Source organism: Apibacter sp. B2966, from assembly GCF_011082485.1.
In the GTDB taxonomy this organism is placed as follows: domain Bacteria; phylum Bacteroidota; class Bacteroidia; order Flavobacteriales; family Weeksellaceae; genus Apibacter.
The window spans coordinates 1,899,894-1,919,869 of record NZ_CP049714.1; the positions used below are offsets into that span (position 1 = coordinate 1,899,894).

Annotated in this window: 17 protein-coding genes; 8 read left to right on the top strand and 9 right to left on the bottom strand. The window is 29.5% G+C overall.

All coding sequences use genetic code 11. The annotated features are described in order from the left end of the window. The first annotated feature begins 63 nt into the window (after positions 1-63). The 5 genes from rsmA (at position 64) to G8C43_RS08160 (ending at position 7,227) form a co-directional block, all read left to right on the top strand. Positions 64-828: a 16S rRNA (adenine(1518)-N(6)/adenine(1519)-N(6))-dimethyltransferase RsmA gene (gene rsmA, locus G8C43_RS08140; protein ID WP_166005326.1), complete on the top strand. Its 765-nt coding sequence runs from the start codon at positions 64-66 to the stop codon at positions 826-828. Between the two features lie 33 nt (positions 829-861). Continuing rightward, positions 862-1,134 (top strand): YHS domain-containing protein, encoded by a 273-nt coding sequence (locus tag G8C43_RS08145; protein WP_160568062.1) that lies wholly within the window; start codon positions 862-864, stop codon positions 1,132-1,134. A gap of 583 nt (positions 1,135-1,717) precedes the next feature. Beyond that, positions 1,718-3,055, top strand: a complete 1,338-nt coding sequence (locus G8C43_RS08150; RefSeq protein WP_160542420.1) for a cytochrome ubiquinol oxidase subunit I — start codon at positions 1,718-1,720, stop codon at positions 3,053-3,055. A 3-nt stretch (positions 3,056-3,058) separates the two neighbouring features. After that, positions 3,059-4,063: a cytochrome d ubiquinol oxidase subunit II gene (locus G8C43_RS08155; protein WP_166005328.1), complete on the top strand. Its 1,005-nt coding sequence runs from the start codon at positions 3,059-3,061 to the stop codon at positions 4,061-4,063. An 83-nt stretch (positions 4,064-4,146) separates the two neighbouring features. Then, positions 4,147-7,227: a UvrD-helicase domain-containing protein gene (locus G8C43_RS08160; RefSeq protein WP_166005330.1), complete on the top strand. Its 3,081-nt coding sequence runs from the start codon at positions 4,147-4,149 to the stop codon at positions 7,225-7,227. Between the two features lie 1,033 nt (positions 7,228-8,260). On the opposite strand, the gene G8C43_RS08165 is transcribed toward G8C43_RS08160, so the two are convergent. Then, positions 8,261-9,079, bottom strand: coding sequence for a hypothetical protein (locus tag G8C43_RS08165; RefSeq protein ID WP_166005332.1), 819 nt, complete (start codon positions 9,077-9,079; stop codon positions 8,261-8,263). A 38-nt stretch (positions 9,080-9,117) separates the two neighbouring features. Between G8C43_RS08165 and G8C43_RS08170 the strand changes: the two genes are divergently transcribed. After that, a complete protein-coding gene (locus tag G8C43_RS08170) occupies positions 9,118-9,480 on the top strand; it encodes a YraN family protein (RefSeq protein ID WP_166005334.1) in 363 nt (120 codons plus the stop codon). On the opposite strand, the gene G8C43_RS08175 is transcribed toward G8C43_RS08170, so the two are convergent. The 6 genes from G8C43_RS08175 to G8C43_RS08200 form a co-directional block, all read right to left on the bottom strand. After that, positions 9,475-10,170: a tRNA1(Val) (adenine(37)-N6)-methyltransferase gene (locus tag G8C43_RS08175; protein ID WP_166005336.1), complete on the bottom strand. Its 696-nt coding sequence runs from the start codon at positions 10,168-10,170 to the stop codon at positions 9,475-9,477. The two genes, G8C43_RS08170 and G8C43_RS08175, sit on opposite strands and share 6 nt — an antisense overlap. Continuing rightward, a complete protein-coding gene (locus G8C43_RS08180; protein ID WP_166005338.1) occupies positions 10,163-11,599 on the bottom strand; it encodes a sensor histidine kinase in 1,437 nt (478 codons plus the stop codon). Before G8C43_RS08180 ends, G8C43_RS08175 begins: the two co-directional genes overlap by 8 nt. 27 nt (positions 11,600-11,626) lie before the next feature. Continuing rightward, positions 11,627-13,009: a hypothetical protein gene (locus G8C43_RS08185; RefSeq protein WP_166005340.1), complete on the bottom strand. Its 1,383-nt coding sequence runs from the start codon at positions 13,007-13,009 to the stop codon at positions 11,627-11,629. Between the two features lie 21 nt (positions 13,010-13,030). Next, positions 13,031-14,182, bottom strand: a complete 1,152-nt coding sequence (locus tag G8C43_RS08190; RefSeq protein WP_166005342.1) for an ATP-binding cassette domain-containing protein — start codon at positions 14,180-14,182, stop codon at positions 13,031-13,033. A gap of 342 nt (positions 14,183-14,524) precedes the next feature. Continuing rightward, positions 14,525-14,944, bottom strand: coding sequence for an SH3 domain-containing protein (locus G8C43_RS08195; RefSeq protein WP_105297141.1), 420 nt, complete (start codon positions 14,942-14,944; stop codon positions 14,525-14,527). 4 nt (positions 14,945-14,948) lie between these two features. Then, the gene (locus G8C43_RS08200) at positions 14,949-15,428 is read right to left on the bottom strand and encodes a BON domain-containing protein (RefSeq protein ID WP_105297142.1); all 480 of its coding nucleotides are present in this window, start codon (positions 15,426-15,428) and stop codon (positions 14,949-14,951) included. A gap of 216 nt (positions 15,429-15,644) precedes the next feature. On the opposite strand from G8C43_RS08200, the gene G8C43_RS08205 reads away from it, so the two are divergent. Further along, positions 15,645-16,544 carry a LysR family transcriptional regulator gene (locus tag G8C43_RS08205; RefSeq protein ID WP_166005344.1) on the top strand — a complete coding sequence of 300 codons (900 nt, stop codon included), beginning with the start codon at positions 15,645-15,647 and terminating at the stop codon, positions 16,542-16,544. A gap of 53 nt (positions 16,545-16,597) precedes the next feature. Beyond that, positions 16,598-17,584: a YeiH family protein gene (locus tag G8C43_RS08210; RefSeq protein WP_166005346.1), complete on the top strand. Its 987-nt coding sequence runs from the start codon at positions 16,598-16,600 to the stop codon at positions 17,582-17,584. On the opposite strand, the gene argH is transcribed toward G8C43_RS08210, so the two are convergent. Both argH and G8C43_RS08220 read right to left on the bottom strand, forming a co-directional pair. Beyond that, complete coding sequence (gene argH / locus G8C43_RS08215) at positions 17,581-18,867, bottom strand: argininosuccinate lyase (protein WP_166005348.1); 1,287 nt, start codon at positions 18,865-18,867, stop codon at positions 17,581-17,583. The two genes, G8C43_RS08210 and argH, sit on opposite strands and share 4 nt — an antisense overlap. A gap of 30 nt (positions 18,868-18,897) precedes the next feature. Further along, a complete protein-coding gene (locus G8C43_RS08220; protein ID WP_166005350.1) occupies positions 18,898-19,974 on the bottom strand; it encodes a M20 family metallo-hydrolase in 1,077 nt (358 codons plus the stop codon). Between the last annotated feature and the right edge of the window lie 2 nt (positions 19,975-19,976).

The following is a 19,976-nucleotide window of genomic DNA, read 5'->3' on the forward strand; positions in this document are numbered from 1 at the left end:
ATAAAAACTTCATTTATTTTAGTGTAATTTTGGATATAAATTATTGTTAAAATAAAGATACAATTGAAAGTTAAACCTAAAAAGCATTTAGGGCAACATTTTCTAAATGATCAGAATATCGCCTCAAAAATAGTAGATTCATTAAGCTATCATCCGTATGACTTAGTGTTGGAAGTTGGTCCGGGTATGGGAGTTCTGACTCAGTTTTTACTTCAAAAGCAGGTGAAAGTATATGTTGCTGAAATTGATAAGGAATCTGTAGATTATTTAAAAATAAATTATCCTCAACTGGAAAACAATATCGTAGGTGATTTTCTTAAGTTAGAATTTGAGGAATTATTTTCAGATAATTTTGCTGTAATTGGTAATTTTCCCTACAACATTTCTTCACAAATTGTTTTTAAGATTTTAGAAAATAAACATAAAATACCTGAAATGGTTGGAATGTTTCAAAAAGAAGTAGCAGAAAGAATTGCCGCTCAAAAAGGAAATAAAATTTATGGTATACTATCCGTTCTAACCCAAGCATATTATAATGTAGACTACCTATTTACTGTTCATGAAAACGTATTTACACCACCTCCCAAAGTTAAATCGGCAGTTATACGCTTAAAACGATATAGAGATAAAATAGAGGGTATAGATGATGAATTCTTTTTTAAATTAGTAAAGGCAGGATTTAATCAAAGACGAAAAACACTGAGAAATGCATTAAAAGTTTTAAACATTCCTCAACATCTTGAATCCCATGAATTTTTAAATCTACGCGCCGAACAATTATCTGTAGAAGATTTCATACATTTAGCTCGATTATGGAGTTCAAATTAAAACTTCATATTTTAAAATTAAAATTCATAACTAATGAAAAAAAATATAAAATTTATCGCACTCAATATAATTGTAATGATGTGGATGACTTCTTGTGAGCTTAAGAATAATAAGGATACAAGCAAAGAAGAAATACTCTCCAATGTAAAAGTTGTGAATGAAGTAGATCCTGTATGTAGTATGTCTACCCATGAAAATTTAAAAGATACCTTAAATTATCAAGGTAAATTATATGGTTTTTGCAGTTCACATTGTAAGGAAGAATTCAAAAAAAATCCGGGAAACTATTTGTCTAAAAATGAGTAAATTATTTTGACATTCGAAAAATAATAATATTAGTAACATATATAATTGGAAACTTTAATATTCAAAATAAAGTTTCATAACTGAATGGTTTTAATTCTTTTAATAGCTCTTAGTGTTATCTCATTGTAAATAAAAAATTAAATAATAAGTAAAATCCTCCTTCTTTTAAGCGCTAAGCCCATTTATTTTAATAAATTATAACCATGCCTACTTAAAGTGAATTTTAAATTAATTGAACCTCAATAATTAAAATCAAATTACAACTAAATATTGATGTTGAAAATTCTTTTTTTTGAAGTTTAACCTCAAAAAATAAGATTTTAATTAGTAATTCTAAATTTTCGGCATAATTTTTTAATAAAAAATAATGATTTGTTTAACAATAATGAATATGTGATGTTTTTTATAATAAGTGAAAGCAGCTATGATAATTATGCTAAAAAAATATAATTATATAAATATCTTAATTAAATTATTGTTATATAATGATAAAATAAATTATGACTTATAGTAAAACTTTTTATTAAATGATTTTAAAAGTTAAGAATTATTATAAATTTGCACTCTTTAATTTGTTTTTTCGATGAATGATTTTATTGCTGCTCGATCGCAGATGGCAGTTTCATTAGGATTCCATATCATATTTTCATGTATAGGTATGGTTATGCCTTTCTTTATGGCAATTTCACATTATAAATATTTAAAGACCGGAGATGAAGTATACAAAGGTCTAACAAAAGCATGGAGTAAAGGAATCGCAATATTATTTGCAACCGGAGCGGTTTCAGGTACTATGCTTTCATTTGAATTAGGATTATTATGGCCTGAATTCATGAAACATGCAGGTCCAATTTTTGGAATGCCTTTTTCTTTAGAAGGTACTGCCTTTTTCGTAGAAGCTATAGCTATAGGATTCTTTCTTTACGGTTGGAATAAATTCAACCCTTGGTTTCACTGGTTAACAGGATTATTAGTTGGAATTAGCGGATTGTCATCAGGTATACTGGTTTTAGCAGCTAATGCTTGGATGAATAGTCCCGCAGGGTTCGACTATGTTAACGGAAACTATATAAACATAGACCCTGTAAAGGCAATGTTTAATGATGCTTGGTTTTCTCAGGCATTACATATGATAATAGCCGCATTTGTGGCTACCGGATTTGCCGTAGCCGGTATGCATGCATTCATGATTTTAAAGAAAAAGAATATCGAATTTCATAGTAAAGCATTTAAAATTGCTGCCACTTGTGCATGTATTGCAGCTTTGATTCAACCTTTAAGTGGAGACATCTCTGCGAAAGATGTAAGCAGAAGACAACCGGAAAAGTTGGCGGCCATGGAAGCACACTTCCATACAGAAGCCCCGGCCTCATTTATTTTAGGAGGTATTGTAAATGAAAAGGAAGAAAGAGTTGATTATGCTATAAAAATACCCGGTTTATTAAGTTTTTTAGCTTATGGAAATGTAAAAGATCCGGTTAAAGGAATCACTGATTTTCCCAAAGACGATAGACCGCCCGTTGCAATTACCCATTATTCCTTTCAAATCATGATTATATTAGGTGTGGCATTAATGATATTGGCGGTTATCTATTTATTGGCAAGATTCAAAACTAAAAAGTGGCTTACAAAAAAATGGATTTATAAATTATTTGTAATAGCTACCCCCTTGGGATATATAGCGCTGGAGGCAGGATGGACCGTAACGGAAGTTGGACGTCAACCGTGGATTATTTATAAAGTAATGAGGACTGCTGATGCCGTAACACCTATGCCCGGAATAGCATATTCATTCTATTTATTCACAGCTATTTTTATTTCATTATCAGCCATTGTAATTTTCCTTTTATATAGGCAAATGAAAATGGTTCCTATATTATATGACGCAACGGATAAGAATTATAAACCTAATAAGAAGTAGAGTATGTTTTATTTATATGTAGTAATCTTTTTCCTCTGGACAGCGATCGCTTTGTATTTACTATTAGGAGGTGCAGATTTTGGAGTTGGAATTTTAGAATTATTCAGCAAACACAAAAATGAAAAAAGAATTGAAAAAATCATGTATGAAGAAATGGGTCCCGTATGGGAAGCTAACCATATGTGGTTGATCATTGTAATTGTAATTCTTTTTGTAGGGTTTCCTGATATTTATTCGGTACTATCAACCTATTTACATATACCTTTACTATTAATGCTTATAGGTATAATTGCCAGGGGAACTGCCTTTTCTTTTCGAAATTACGATGCGGTTAAAGATCATTGGCAATTTGTTTATAATAAAATATTTAGATATTCCAGTGTAATCACACCTTTTTTCTTAGGTATTATAGCAGCAGCAACGGTTTCCGGAACTATTGATGTAGAACCTACCGATTTTATGAATGCTTATATATGGAGTTGGCTTACTCCGTTTGGATGTGCGCTTGGTGTTTTCACTTGCAGTATTTGTGGATATTTGGCTGTTTCCTATTCATTGTCTCAAGTTAAAAATTTTGATGATCGTGAATATTTATCTAAAAAACTTACTATATTTTTATTTGTAGTGATAGTTACCGGAGGTTTAGTATTTGTATGTGCTTATTTTTCACATGTTCCTTTAATTCAATGGATATTTGGGGAAACAGTCGGATGGATTGCGGTAATTTTAGCAACCGTTTCTGTTTTTGGAACTCTATATGCATTGAAAGAAAAGAAATATTCTTGGATAAGAGTATTAGCAGGATTTCAGGTATTAACCATATTGTTTGCGGTAACCTACCAGCATTATCCTAATTTAGTTATATTAAAACAGGGTACTCTATCTTTGATTGAAGACCAATATATACATAAAACTATTGCAATGCTAGCATGGGCATTAATATTAGGAAGTATTTTTATACTTCCGGGAGTATTCCATTTAATTTATTCATTTCAAAAAAGAAGATAGTGAAAAGCTTTATTAAGTTATAAAATTCCATACTATTAAGGATTTAACTAATTTTGTTAAATCCTTTTTTAATTTTCATCTGAATGAGTTCAAGCTATACGATATACAATGCATCTGCAGGTGCAGGGAAAACGTTCACTTTAGTGAAAAATTTCCTTAGTATCCTGTTGCAAAATGATTCCGTAGAGTCTGTGCGTTCCATAGTAGCAGTAACTTTTACCAATAAAGCAGCTAATGAAATGAAAACGCGCATACTTTCATGGTTAAAGGATTTTTCAGATGAAAAAAATTATCAATCGAATATAGTTTTACAGCAGATATCTCAAGAACTGAATATAGATATAAATCTTTTACATCAGCGATCGTATAGGGCCTTATCCTATATCTTACATCATTATTCATTATTTTCCATCAGTACCATTGATAAGTTTAATTTACGATTGATGAAGGCATTTACCAAAGAATTGGGGTTGTCGTATTCGTTTGCGGTGGAACTGGATTCTTCGGAATATCTCAAACAGTCAATTGATGAATTAGTAGATGAATTAGGAACAGATAATCCTTTTGCTGAGGTCATTTTAAATTATATATTTTGGAAATTCGAGAACGAATCATCTACAGATATTAGAAAGGAATTATTGACTTCCTCACAAAATTTTTTAAAAGAAAAGAATCAGGAACAGATTAATTCTTTGACTTATAAAGAGATCGAAGATTTTAAAAAATTGAATCAGTTGATAAGTAGGCGAGTACAGGAAAATTATACCTTAATACAAAAAACAGCCGATGAAATTATAGCGTTATTTGAATCCAACGGTTTAGAAGTAGGAGATTTTTATCAAGGAGCGAGAGGTATGGCCGGATTTTTTTATAAAATGCAGGATTCGAGCAAAATACTTAGTATAAACTTATCTTCTTCTTATTATAAAGCTTTTTGTGAAGAAGAAAAATATGCAAAATCAAAATCGATTCATGAAGAAGATATAAAGGGTATTGCACCGCAAATTATTGAGGCATTTTATAAAATAAAACAAGCCATCATTAGAATTAAAGTAGATGAATCTGTTCGTAAAAATCTAATTACGATTGAATTACAATCTGAAATTAATCGATTTTTACACAGACGAAAAACAGAAAATGATGTAGTATTTCTATCAGATGTAAATCCTATTATAGGAACTCATTTAAAAGAGGAACCGGTAGCCTTTATATATGAAAAATTAGGAGGGAGATACAATCACTACTTTATAGATGAATTTCAAGACACCTCACAACTTCAATGGAATAATATAATTCCTTTGTTAGATAATGCAAAAGTATCAGATGGAAATACAATTACTTTGGTTGGTGATCCCAAGCAAGCCATTTACAGATTTCGTTCGGGAAATCCTGAAATATTAATCGATCTTATAGCAAATGCAAAAGACAAAGGCATACATGTAAAAACTTTGCAGAATAATTTCAGAAGTTTGCCCAATATTGTTGATTTTAATAATACCTATTATCAATTTTTATCTGCTTATTTAGTAAATAATCCCGAATATTTTTCATTGTTTGGAGTCCATGCACAGCAAATCTCCCACTTACACAAAGGGGGAAGGGTACAGGTATCATTTATATCTCCAAAAGAAGAAAATCTCTTAGAAGAAAGAATTGTTGAAATAATTGAAGAGTCTTTACAGAATGGTTTTGATTTTAAAGATATAACAATTTTAGTAAGAAATAAAAAGCATAGTGTTTCCATTGTAGATAAAATTGCAGAAAAAGGTTATCCTATTTTAACAGAAGAAGCGTTAGTAGTTGTATCGTCCCCTGAAATCCAGGCTCTTATTTATGCTTTACAATGGATTTCCAATCCTGAAGACAAAGAAAATTTGGTGAGAATGCTCCATCTTCTTTTTACCATAGGTAGAGCGGAATTTGAAGATTTTACAGAAGAAATTTGTAAAATAAAAGATTTGGATTTTGACGATATTATTAATTGGTTTAAAGAAAAATTGAATATTTCTTTGCCTTATCAACAAATATATAATTTAAGCTTTTATGATTATGTAGAAGAATTTATTAATTCTTTAGGGTTTGGAGAGAAAGAAGATTTATATATTTCTGCCTTATTGGATATGATAGTTCAGTTGGAAAAGAACGGAGTTATAAGTTTACAAGAATTTTTAGAATATTGGGAATTAAAAAGTCCGGGATTATCCATACGATTTCCTGATAATCGAAATGCCATCCAGATCATGACTATACATAAATCTAAAGGATTGGAATTTCCAATTGTAATTTATCCTATGATCGATAGCAATTCTAGAAAAGAAGAATATTGGTTTCCACTTGATAAAGACTTATATAATGGATTTGATAAGTTTTACACATCTTCAAAATCAGGCTTAGATGATACCGGTGATAGTATAAAGGAGGTGATAACTATCCGAGAATTTGAAAATAAGATAGATGAATTATGTATACAATATGTTGCAACCACACGGGCGTCACAACAATTATTTTTATTGGAAGAAAGAAAAGATAAATTAAGTTCGTTGGGTGAATTTTTAATTCAGCAAGGGAAATCTTCAGAAGGAATAGTTGAACTTTATCCTGCTTCCGATTTTAAGAAAAATAATGAAAAAAGCGCAAAAAATATTGTTCAAGAAGAAAAAATACAATGGACCTCTGAGAGATGGAATTCTAAAATAAAAGTAAGTTCCGAGGCTCATAAATTTTATAGTGAGGAAAACGAAGACATTCAATACGGTAATAGTATACATGCTATTTTAGCAGAAATTAATACGCCGGAAGATCTGCCACTGGTAATTAAAAAATTTACTTTGACGGGATTGATTCCAATCGGTCAGGAAGCAGAAATTGAAAATATAATACATAAAGTTATATCCAATCCTCAAATAAAAGATTATTTTTCAAAAGGTATAACTGTATATCAAGAACGTGAAATAATATATGAAGGAAAAATTTACCGCCCCGATCGAATCATAGAAAAGCAAGATTCATTAACACTTATTGATTTCAAAACGGGTGAAAAATTAACCGGTCATAAAAAACAAATTTCGCTATATGAAAAAGCCTTAGTTGAAATGAATAAAAAAGTTGCAAGTAAATTATTAGTATATATTTCTTCAGATGATGTGGAAGTGATATATGTTTGAGCTTAAACAAGAGTTTATTTTATATTTCATTAATTGAAATAAATTTTTAAAAAAAACTAATTCAACATTTTTATGAAATCAACTATGAAATACTTATTAAGTAACTATCCCATATTTCATCGAATGCCGTAGTAAGAATATTACTTTAATTTTTAATAATAATTTGTCAAAGCACTCAGATAAATTAAATTGTCATTGGGTAGACCGTATAAAGTAGAATACATATAGAAAGGATTTATAGAGTCAGTAAAATAAAAAAGTTTTTTTTATATTTTTAACATGATTTTTATTAGTATTGAACAAATATTTAATAGTATATATCAATTTTTTTATGTTATATTATTATATTGGGTGGAAATTTAAAATTTATATTTTTATGGAGAATATAAAATCTGATCTAAACATTAAATGCCCTAATTGTGGGAGTAGTAATATTTACGTTCATACTAAAAAACAATTTGGATGGGGAAGAGGTTGTCTTCTAGCTATTATCTTTTGGCCATTAATATTTTTAGGTTTTACTAAAAATGGAAAAGTAGAAAAAGTTTGTTTAAATTGTAATAAAAAATTCTAAGAACTATTTTGTAGATATTTGATTAAAGGGAACATATAGTCATGTTCCCTAGTATCCTACTAATTTTGATAGTGAATGACAAAAGGACGCATTTTGTGGTAAATTTTTAATCTAATCGTTCATTTTTCTAAACTTATTTATTAATTATTATATTTAATCTTAAATACTAAAAATTTTGCCTATTATATTCAGCTTTGAATATACTTGTAAATCCATTAAAATTCATTATCTGGGACTCATTTTCAATGGCTCTAGGTTTTAAGATTAGTTAATAAGGTACTATAAAATGCAAAAAGCTACATTATAAATGTAGCTCATAGGTAATTATATAATCATTTTTAGTGTTAGTTAATGTTATAGATTTGAGAATAATAATTTATGGTTTATTACTTTCAATAATAAATTTTAATTATATTAAGATTTAAAAGTTTGTGTATTTTTTTAAGGGTAAAATTTGATTTATTTAGCAACTATATAATTGATAATTATTTCTTCTGTGTTGTTAAGAATAATTTTTGTAGGATAATCAGGATGTAAGTCTTTATTATATTCATAATTATAAACAGTTCCCTTATTATCACCGATAATATTATTAACCAGATTGTAAGTGAATGGAAAATTTCCTTCGAATGCTGCAAATAGCCAATGAGGGGTTTTTACGTTGTTCATCAAGCCTTTTAAGATATCATAAGTATAAATAGTAGTATCAAATTGAATTAAATTTCCGTATATGTCGTATTTGAAAAGATGGGTTTGTACGTCTTTTGGATCTTCTATTTTTAGTAATTTATCGCCCGAAACAGTTAACGTTCTTGTATAAGGTTCAATTTCAGGATATCCGGGAGGAGGATTTGTTTTAAAACTTCTATGCTCAAGTATAATACCGGGTTCTGTATATTCATAAGAATACAAATAAGTTCCTCCGGCATTTTCGGTAGTAACGGTATAAACTTTACCATTACTTTCATTATAAGAGATCATATGAATATTAGTTATCGAATCTGAGATAGACGATTTAATATTTATTAATCTATTTAAATTATCGTATTGCATAGAAGTAGTTACAGTTACTTTGTTCCCCGTATTTTTATCTATTTCAGTTTTTATATATTCTGAAGGTAATAAGCCTTTGTGGTTATCAAATTCATGATTAGGATAGGGTTCAAAATTTTCGTCTCCACAGGAGAAAAAAATAAAGAAACTAAAAAAACTAAAAAATAATAGGGTCGTATTCCTCATACAGGATTTTTTTTCAAATATAGTATATTTGTATTTCATATAAATATAATTTTAATCAATAAACTAAAAAATATAGTGTGGCTTATCATAATGAATTCGGAAAAGAAGCGGAAATGAAAGCATTTTATTATCTTTTAGATATAGGATATGAAATATTAGATAGAAATTGGAAATATGATAAGGCGGAAATTGATATTATTGCTAAAAATGGTTCCGAGTTGGTAATAGTTGAAGTTAAGGCTAGAAACTATACAACTATAATTGACCCCATAGAGGCGGTAACCAGATCAAAAAGAAAATTATTGATTAAGGCAGCAAATGAATATGTCCTTTGTAAGGAAATAGATGCCAATGTAAGGTTTGATATTATTTCCATCATAAAAAAAGATTATAGATGGCAAATTGAACATATAAAAGATGCCTTTTCTATGATATTATAAATAGAACTCTGATGTTAATTTTTTATATTCTTCCGACCAAATACGACTTTTTTCTTCGATAACAAAGTTTTCAATTATAGGATTTTTATCGTCTCTGCTAAGTTCAAGAAAAATTCTTTTAATTTTTCCATTTCTTATTCCTGAAATATATATAATGCGATTGGGAAATAAATTATATCTATTTGATAGTTCAAGTATTTCTTTTTCATTTTCAATAGGAAAAATGTATCCGATTTTTCCGTTTTGAGATAGTAATGATGCCGATTTTTTAATAAGAAGATGATAGTTAAGTTTTATTTGCTGCCTGGCGACAGGATGTTTACGATGTAATACTTCGGAAATTTTAAAATAAGGAGGGTTACAAATAATATAATCAAATAATATATCACTAAAGAAAAGGTCTAAATCGCAATGGATACCTGTGATCCTTTGAGAAAAAGGAGAATTTTTAAAATTTTCAAAGGCCAAAGAATACGCATTGTATTCAGAATCCATGGCTGTAATATGAGAAATGGGATTTCTTTGCGCGCACATTAACGAAAGAATCCCTGTACCGGTACCAATATCAAGAATATGAGAGGCATTATGTACATTAGCAAAACAACCCAATAATACACTATCCGTGCCTACTTTAAATACGGAATTATTTTGAAGTATATTAAATTTTTTAAACTTAAAAATATTATTCACCTTTAGGGATTTCAAATTTGAAAATAGTTCCTTTCCCTTCTTCAGACACAAAGGTTATAGACCCATTATATTCTTCAATTAGCTTTTTAATTATAGCTAAACCTAAACCACTTCCACTGGTTTTAGTTGAAAATTGAGGAGTAAAAATTTTGCCTTTTATTTCTTCCGGAATTCCATTTCCGTTATCAATAACAGAAAAATAAACCATTCGTATGTCTTGTCTGATTTTTACAATAATATGGGGAGTTCTTCCTTCCGGTATCGATTGAAAAGCGTTTTTAATTAAATTGGTTAATATGCGGTTCAATAAATTAGGATCAATATTTAAAATGACCAATTCATCAAGTGTATCAAGTGAAATTTGTTGAGATGGAAATATTTCTAACGAAATTTTAGCAACTTCAATTACGTTTAATTTTTCATCCTTTTTTAGAGGCATTTTTGCAAAATCTGAAAATGCACCGGCAATCGAGGCAATAGTATCTATTTGTTGTATTAATGAACGGGTTAATGAATCCAACTTTTCATGAATTTGTGGATCTTCTGGATTAAATCTTAATTGAAAACTTTGAATTTCGAGCCGCATAGGGGTAAGCGGATTTTTAATTTCATGAGCCACCTGTCTCGCCATTTCCTGCCAAGCATTATCTTTTTCTTTTTTAACCAGTGCATCAGTTTGCTCTCTAAATTTATTCAGCATAATATTGTAAGCTTTAACCAATGGACTCACTTCATCAATATAATTATATAAAAGGGGTCTATTATGAGTAAGTGCGCCGGTATCCCTAAGCCGATAAGCAATATCTTTAATTTTTCTGGTTAAAGTAAGTGAAAAGAACCATGAAAAAATACCACTTACAATTAATACGATAAGCATGATAACTAAATATCTGTATAATAAGGAATAAAAATCTTTTTTTAGAAATGCTTCATCATGTAAAAAAGGAAAATTTATAATTGTAATAGGTTGATAATCATTGTTGTAAATATATCTATATACGGACGTAAAACTTTCTTCTGAATTGGGAAGCTTGTTTATAACCTCTATACGGTCGTTATTTACATTCAGATTTTTTAAGATTTCTTTAGGAACAAATTCAGTCTTAGGATTGGGTAATTTATTCCCTAAAATATATTTTCCATCCAGAGAATAAAAATTTATATCGATATTATTAATATCTGAAATTTCATAAATTTTATTGCCAATTTTATTTTTAACCTCCTCCGGTTTTGTATTTCGATTGGAAATGAGATAATCGAAAGTTTCTATAATTAATTGTTCCTTTCTTTCTAGCCTTTTATTGTTATATTCCTCTGCAATTCTTATATATTGATAAAAAGTTATCAATCCCATGGCAAATATAGTGCTGACCTCAACAAGGATCATCACTAAAAAAATTCGCAAGGATAATGGGAATCTTTTGTACATTTAAAATAAAAAATAGGGTTAATTCTTCTATTCTTCAGGCAAAGCTTTCCAGTTTTTTATTATTTTAGCTACAAAGAATAAAATGATACCTACAAATATAAGATTAATCCAAAAAAAGACGATAGAATGATTAAAAAAGTAAAGATATATAGTACTAATAAAATGGTTCAGATTTTCACTATAAACGGTTTCATTCATTATTATCATAAACGTTGTAAAATAAAGTATAGGCATATAGGGTAGTATCCATAAAATTAAATTTATCAGTACAGTTGATTTATTCTTTGCGCTTTTTTTATAGAGTTTAAGTACAACGTAAATGCTCATAAATAAGAGTATCAATGTCCAATAAATGGTTATTAAATAAGTGATATTATACTCATTAATTTCAAAAAAAAATAGATGGAATAAAACCGAAATAATTCCGTTAATAAAAATAAGTAATCCAAATGTTATAAATGCGATTAACCAGGCTTTTCCACTTGTTGTACGAAAGGATAATATTGCTATAGATAAACTTAAAGCACTATATAAAATGATTAAAATAAACTCATTGGAAAAATTCCCATTATTATATGCGTCAAACATTTTTTGATAAGCAAAATCGAGTTTTTTAAATTCCACATAATTTTTTATGTTATCATCATTTTGATTTTTTGCATTGCTAATATAATTTGATTCAGTAACAATATAATTGGGTGGATTATAAACTATTTTCATCCAACTGTTTACAGTAAGATTGGTAGAAAGATTATGTTTTTTTTGAAGATCTAAATATTCCCGAATTAAATTTCTTATGCTATCTTTTTGTTCGTTAATTAACCAATTTTTAACCTGCTCAATCTCCTTATTATATGGATAAAAATTAAGAAGAGATAAGTGCATGGGAGTTGAATCAGGATCTTTTTCTAAAGAATCAATAGTTTTCTCGATAGGATTGAATTGATAATAATTATACGAATCAGGTATTACTACTTGAATTTGATTCAATATTTTTTTAGCTTCATAGATTTGTTGTTTTGAAGCAAAGGCTCTTTCTTTATATGTAATACCCTGATAATAACTGTAAGGATATAATTGGTTGCCTATGAGTAAGATAAAAGTCAACAACCATTCCACATATAGAGCATTGGATTGTTTGGGGTAAAAGGACTTAAAGCCATTATTCTTTAAATAAAATACTAACCATATAATGAGAATTAATAAACTAGCTAAAACTGAAATAAGATAGATGACAGTGGTGCTATTTAAATCATAATCTGTTTCATAAAAATTAATAGATCCGGAAAAATAACCCGTAATAAAGAAAAAAATATTAATAAATAGAACTGTTATACCCATCGGAACAAATTTTGTGTTCCATAAAATAGGGTAATTTTCTAGCAAACGTTTTTGTGTTTTTGTAAACATGATCACGGATTTTTAAAAGAATTAAATAAAAAATCTACGAGTTGAATCAGATATATTTCTAAAATACTTAATGGGTATCTGATCATCAATACAAAGAGTTAAAAAATTATTCACAGACGTAGTATCAGGAAAATGCGCAATATAAGAACCTCCATTATATTGTAATTTTAGTAAAGAGATTTTAGATAAAGAAGCATAAAGTTTTTCCTGAGGCCATTCCGATTCAAACTCAATAATCAATTCAGGCAATTCTTTTTTATTAGAACTCTCACTTTTTATATTTTTTTGTTCCCCATGTTTTAAGAATAGCACTTGATCGGAATTTTTTTCCACTTCATACAATTGTTGGGAGCTGACAACGATACCCAAAGGTCTGAATGGAGATTTTGCTATTGCTTTAAAATCTTCCAATACCGTTTGTTGAGAAAGAATATCTAAATTAGCTAAAGGCTCATCAATCAATAAAAGTTTAGGTTTTCTAAGTAACATTCGGGCTAATTCAAATCTCATTTTATATCCTGAAGAAAGATTAGCCCAATTCATTTTCCGATAGTTTCGCAATCCCATTCTGGAGGTAATCAAATCAACCATTAATTCGTTTTCTTCTCCCTTAATATTATAAGAAGATGCAGTAAATTGAAGATTATCTAATATAGAACCGTACCATATATTCGGCCTTTGAGGAATATAAATCAACTTAGTTCTTAATTCATATCGATCTTTAAAATCCAGCGAATAAGATATATTTCCTTCAGTTGCTTCCAATTCTCCACATAAAAGTCTAAGCAAAGAAGTTTTACCATTTCCATTTTCTCCCACTAAACCAATAATTTCTCCTTCGGAAATTTTTAAGCTTATAGGCCCTAAAGAGAAAGCAGATTTACTGTATGATTTTTTAACTTTTTCGGCTTCAAGAAGTTTTTTCGGTTCATGAATTTCTTTTTTAGAAAGAAATTGATAAAGTTCATTTAAAATGACAGAATATTTTTCCTTTTTTCCTTTTTCATTGGATTCATTATAATCAACCCATTGAAGTAAATCACTTGTTTTCTTATAAAAAGATACCTCTTCCGTATCTAACGTTAAGTCAATAATTCTCTTTAAAACTAAAGAATAATCATCAAACTGTAAATAATGTATAATATCTTGAAATTGCTTTTCGAATAAATTCATTTAATATATAGGTATTAAAATAATACTAGTTCTCTGTTGATCAAAATTCAAAGGCAATAGTAAATAAAAAATAAAATTATACACAAAAAAATAAAAACAGTTTAAATAAAAATATTAGATAAGATAATAGCAAAAATCAATCCTAAGAATCTATAATTCTATCTAAATTTTAATAGATGCAATAATAAACAAAAAATTTAAATGTTTTTTAAAAAGTCATAATATCAACAGGTAAAACAATCTTAAAAAGATATAAATATAATTACAGTATATTTGATTAGATAAAAAAAGGGCAAGAAAATTAATTCCAGCCCTCTCAAAAAATATTTAAGTATAATAATTCTATATAGCCGTTAAATATTCAGTATTACAATATCCTTCGGTTCCATCTTCAGATCGTATTAAATACCAATCATCGTTATATTTGCTCAGAAAAGTTACCGTAGATTGATGTGCGGCTTTTCCTAAAATAGGTTGATCCGTACCCGGTCCTTTTCTAATATTTAAATTAGAACTTTGAGTGGTTACTTTATATTTTGAAGAAGGAGCATTGGGTGATACATTAATATTTAAAATTAAATCAGCGGATCTAAAATCAGGATCAATTTTATTATAAGCAGCCCACAACTGATCTTTAGATTCTCCATTCGGAACTTCTCCATCAATATAAAGAACATTATTTTGTTCTTTAACAGAAAGATTTGTTGTTCCCAAACTTTTCGCCTTATTTATTAAATCTGCGTATTTATCTTGTAAAGCCATACTTCTATTTTAGTAATAATTTTTGTTCAATTTTTTTAGGTTGCAGCGTATTAATTGCTTGCATAAGTCGAGGCAATTCGCTTCTATTTAATTCACCATTAAGAGTTACCACACCATCATTTATATCCGCTGTAACACCGGTATATCCTTTTAAAATATCATTTACTTTAGATTTTAATACAGAATCCACTGAAACCACTACATCACCTGATTCTGATTTAACCGTTGCATTATCTTCAACAGATTTTATACCCGGTATTGCTTTAACAGCATTTTCAGTTGATTGTTTAGCGTCATTATCGTTATACTCTCCGGTAAGTGTAGCCACCCCTTTTTTAACATCAATAGTAACTCCTTCAGGAATAACGGATTTTGCCTTGGTAACTAAATCTGAATCTTTAGGCTCATTTTTACATGATGTCAAAGAAAAGCTCAGCGTACCCATTAATGCAAAAGCCCATAAAATTTTTTTTAATTGTTTCATAATTTGGTTTTTTAGGTCTATTTAAAATTAACATTGTTTAATACCAATCCAAAACAAAAATTATTCCATATATATACTTTTACACTTGTGTTGAAAATCAGGATCGAAGGATAAAAATTAATTTGAATAGGTTCAATTTTTTTCATAAATCAATAATTGTATGATTTAATAAAATATTTATAGTAATTTACTTAGCAAGAAATAATAAAAATTATAATGTCTGATTTCCGATTGAAAATATTTTATGCTGTAGCTAAAAATTTAAGTTTTACCAAAGCTGCTGAGGAATTATATATTTCACAACCTGCTGTGACTAAAAATATAAAGGAGTTGGAATCAGAATATGATTTAACCCTATTTCTTCGAAAAGGAAATAAAATAGAGCTTACCGATGCCGGTAAAATATTATTGATCCATTCAGAAAAAATCATGAATATCTATAAACAAATACGATATGATTTTGATTTATTGAAAGAAAATTTTTCAGGAACTTTTCAACTAGGAGCAAGTACTACTTTAGGCCAATATTTACTTCCGGCCTTGATGTCTCAATTTCATTCCAAACATCCGAAAATTAAAATGTCTCTTATAACCGCAAATACAGAAGAAATTGAAAAATATCTGATTGAAAAAAAAATTGAATTAGGAATGGTTGAAGGCAAACCCAAAAACATGCAACTTAAATACCTTCCATTTTTAAAAGATGAAATTGTAGCCATTGCACACACCTCACAGGAAATTTCAAAAAAAGAAGTTTTGACTTTAGATGAATTGCAAAAAGTACCCCTAGTTTTGAGAGAATTAGGTTCAGGAAGTTTGGATATTATACGAGATGCTTTCCAAGCTGTCAATATACAGCTTAAAGATCTGAACATTGCTATGCATTTAGGAAGTACAGAAGGCATCAAGTCCTACCTTACCCATACCAACAGTATAGGTTTTATATCCATAGCAGCAGTAGCTAAAGATATAAAAAAAGGAGAATTTCAAATAATTGATATAGAGGGAATAAATATAAAACGCTGGTTTTATTTTGTTTATAAGCAAGGAGTCCCCGAAGGAAATTCAGATGTTTTTATAAAATTTGCTACTTCACATTATAACCCATCGTTATAAGGTATAACATTTTTTCATTGGCAGATTTGTATTCAGTAAAGGATATTTGTACAATGAATCAAGCAACAACCAATAAAAAATTAGTCACCAATGATCGGGTAAAAAAAATAATTTTTATTCTTTTAGGTTTACTTTGCCTGGTTGTATCTATAGACACCCCTCTAGCGTTATTGTTGGGAATGTTATTTTCCTTTAGTTTCGGTAATCCTTATCCCGCCTTTACTAAAAAAATAACGCGCTATCTTCTTCAACTTTCTGTTATAGGATTGGGGTTTGGGATGAATTTAAATACAGCAATTCAAGTTGGTAAAGAAGGATTGTTATTAACGGTTGGATCAATTTTTCTTACCTTATTCTTGGGAATATTGATAGGAAAATTTTTTAAAATTGATAGGAAAATAACCTTATTGATATCATCAGGAACTGCTATATGTGGAGGAAGTGCTATAGCTGCCGTTGCTCCGCTTATCCATGCAGATGAAGAAGAAACCAGCCTGTCTTTAGCGACTATTTTTATTTTAAATTCCATTGCTTTATTTATATTTCCGGCAATAGGACATCTAATACATCTTTCACAAGAACAATTCGGATATTGGTCTGCATTGGCTATACATGATACAAGTTCTGTTGTTGGCGCTGCACAGCACTATGGTTCAAGAGCCTTAGAAATTGCGACGATGGTTAAGCTGGAAAGAGCCTTATGGATCATTCCTTTATCTTTTCTGATTATATTGACTCTTAAAGAAGATAAGGAAAATATACATAAGAAAATAAAACTACCTTACTTTATATTTTTATTTATTGCGGCCATGATAAGTAATACCTATTTACCCCAATACTTTCCTGTATTTAATATTATTGACCATGGGTTGGTTATGGCAGCTAAACGAGGACTAACCGTAACCTTATTTTTAATAGGAGCAGGATTAAGTTTACAAACCTTAAAAAAAATCGGTATAAAGCCTTTACTATTGGGCGTTATCTTATGGACAAGCGTATCTTTTTTAACTTTGATTTTACTGGCATATAGGATGTATTAATCCATCCAATAATCATCCATTTTCTTTTTAATTTCCTCTAAACACAAATTGTTTATGCTTCCTTCATGCGTATGAGTAGTTTTTTTAGGGGATTGAAACGTTCCCTGTTCCACCTTTTGACCGATTATTTTATAAGCGTCTCGAAACGGAATTCCCTCAGCTACCAATTCATTAAGAGCATCTACGGTAAATAAATAATCGTATTTAGGATCATCGAGTATATTTTTATTAACTTGTATATCTTGAAGAGAATAATGAGCCATTTCTAAACATGCCTTACAATTTTGTATTCCCGGAATAATTCCTTCTTTTAATAACTGTAAATCTCTATGATATCCACTAGGAAGATTATTGGTTATCAAAGTCAACTCATAAGGCAAAGCTTGTATTTTATTGCATTTTCCTCGTATCAATTCAAAAACATCAGGATTTTTTTTATGAGGCATAATGCTGGAACCTGTTGTCAAATGGGTGGGAAGTGAAAGAAAGTTAAAATTTTGACTTAAATATAAAGTTACATCCATTGCTAACTTGGATAAAGTACCGGCCAAGCTGCTAAGAGCATATGCCGTGCTTTTTTCCGATTTACCACGACTCATTTGTGCGGCAACGGAATTAAATTTTAATGTTTTAAAATCCAATTCCCGAGTAGTAAACGTTCGATCTATAGGAAAAGAACTACCATATCCCGCTGCTGATCCTAAAGGGTTTTGATCGACTATTTTTAAAGCTGCATTAAGTAAAATTACATCATCAATCAAACTTTCAGCATATGCAGAAAACCACATTCCGAAGGAAGAGGGCATAGCTATTTGAAAATGCGTATATCCGGGCAATAAAATGTTTTTATTTTTTTCTGCAAGTACCAGTAGAAGATCAAAAAGTTTACGACTTAGATCTTTAATCACTTTTAATTCATCTTTCAGATATAAGTTCATATCCACTAAAACCTGATCATTGCGGGAACGAGCCGTATGAATCTTTTTACCGGCATCTCCCACTTTTTCAGTTAGTAAAAATTCTATTTTAGAATGAACATCTTCAAAATTTTCTTCAATTTTAAAAGTATGATTTTCAATATCTGTGAGAATTTCATTTAATGTTTGAAGTAAATCTTTTTTTTCGTTTTCCGTAATAAGCCCTACTTGATACAACATCTTAGTTTGAGCTAATGAACCTAACACGTCATATTTAGCTAAAACAATATCTAATTCCCGATCATTACCTACGGTAAATAAATCAATTCTCTGATCAGTCGGTATACCTTTTTCCCAAAGTTTCATTTTTTAAAATTTAATAGTTTCAATTATCTTTTATAAGATCGTTTGATTTAATAATTCTATATACAGAGGAATTGCTTCTACAATTTCCTCCCTAAAAATATATTCATCGGCAGTGTGAGATCGTAAAGAATTTCCCGGCCCCATTTTTAAAGAAGGGCATTGTAAGACGGCTTGATCTGAAAGGGTAGGAGACCCATAAGTTTCTCTCCCCAAAGCTATTCCGGATATAACCAACGGATGAGTCTTGGGAATGGAAGAAGATTTAAGTTTCAATGATCGGGGGGTAATTATCACCCTTTCAGATGATAAATTTTTCTTTACTATTGATAGTATCTCTTCGTTTGTATAACAATCATTCACACGGATATCCACCACCAAGCGACATTCTTCAGGCACAAGATTGTGTTGTTTACCTGCTTCAATTTGAGAAACCGTCATTTTCATAGGACCTAAAACTTCTGATATTTTTTCAAACGAGAAATTTTTAAACCATTCAATTACCTCAATAGCATTATAAATGGAATTATCGGGATTATTATGAGCTGCGTGACTGGCAGTTCCTTTTATGAAAACGTCTAAAACAAGCAAGCCTTTTTCAGCAATGGCAAGTTGCATTTGAGTAGGTTCTCCTATAATAGCACATTCCAATGGTGGCAAGTGAGCCAACACACTGTTTAGACCTTTTTTTCCACTGTTTTCTTCTTCAGCGGAAGCCACCATAATTAAATTATATTTCATATTCTTACGTAAATAAAAAAAGGTAAACGTGGCTAAAAGAGACACTAAACATCCTCCGGCATCATTGGAACCTAAACCGAATATTTTACCCTCTTTTTCAATGGCATCAAAAGGATTATGAGTATAGTCTTTGTTAGGAAAAACAGTGTCTTGATGAGAATTCAGCAGTAAATAAGGTTTGCTTTCATCCACATATTTATTATATGCCCATATATTATTATTCTCTCTTTCATAAGGAATTGAATGATGTCTGAACCAAGCTTCAATCAATAAAGCGGTATGATGTTCTTCTCCGGAAAAAGAGGGTGTTGCAATTAATTTTTTTAACAAGTCAATTGCCTCATATGTTAGTTGTTCAATGGTTTTCATAA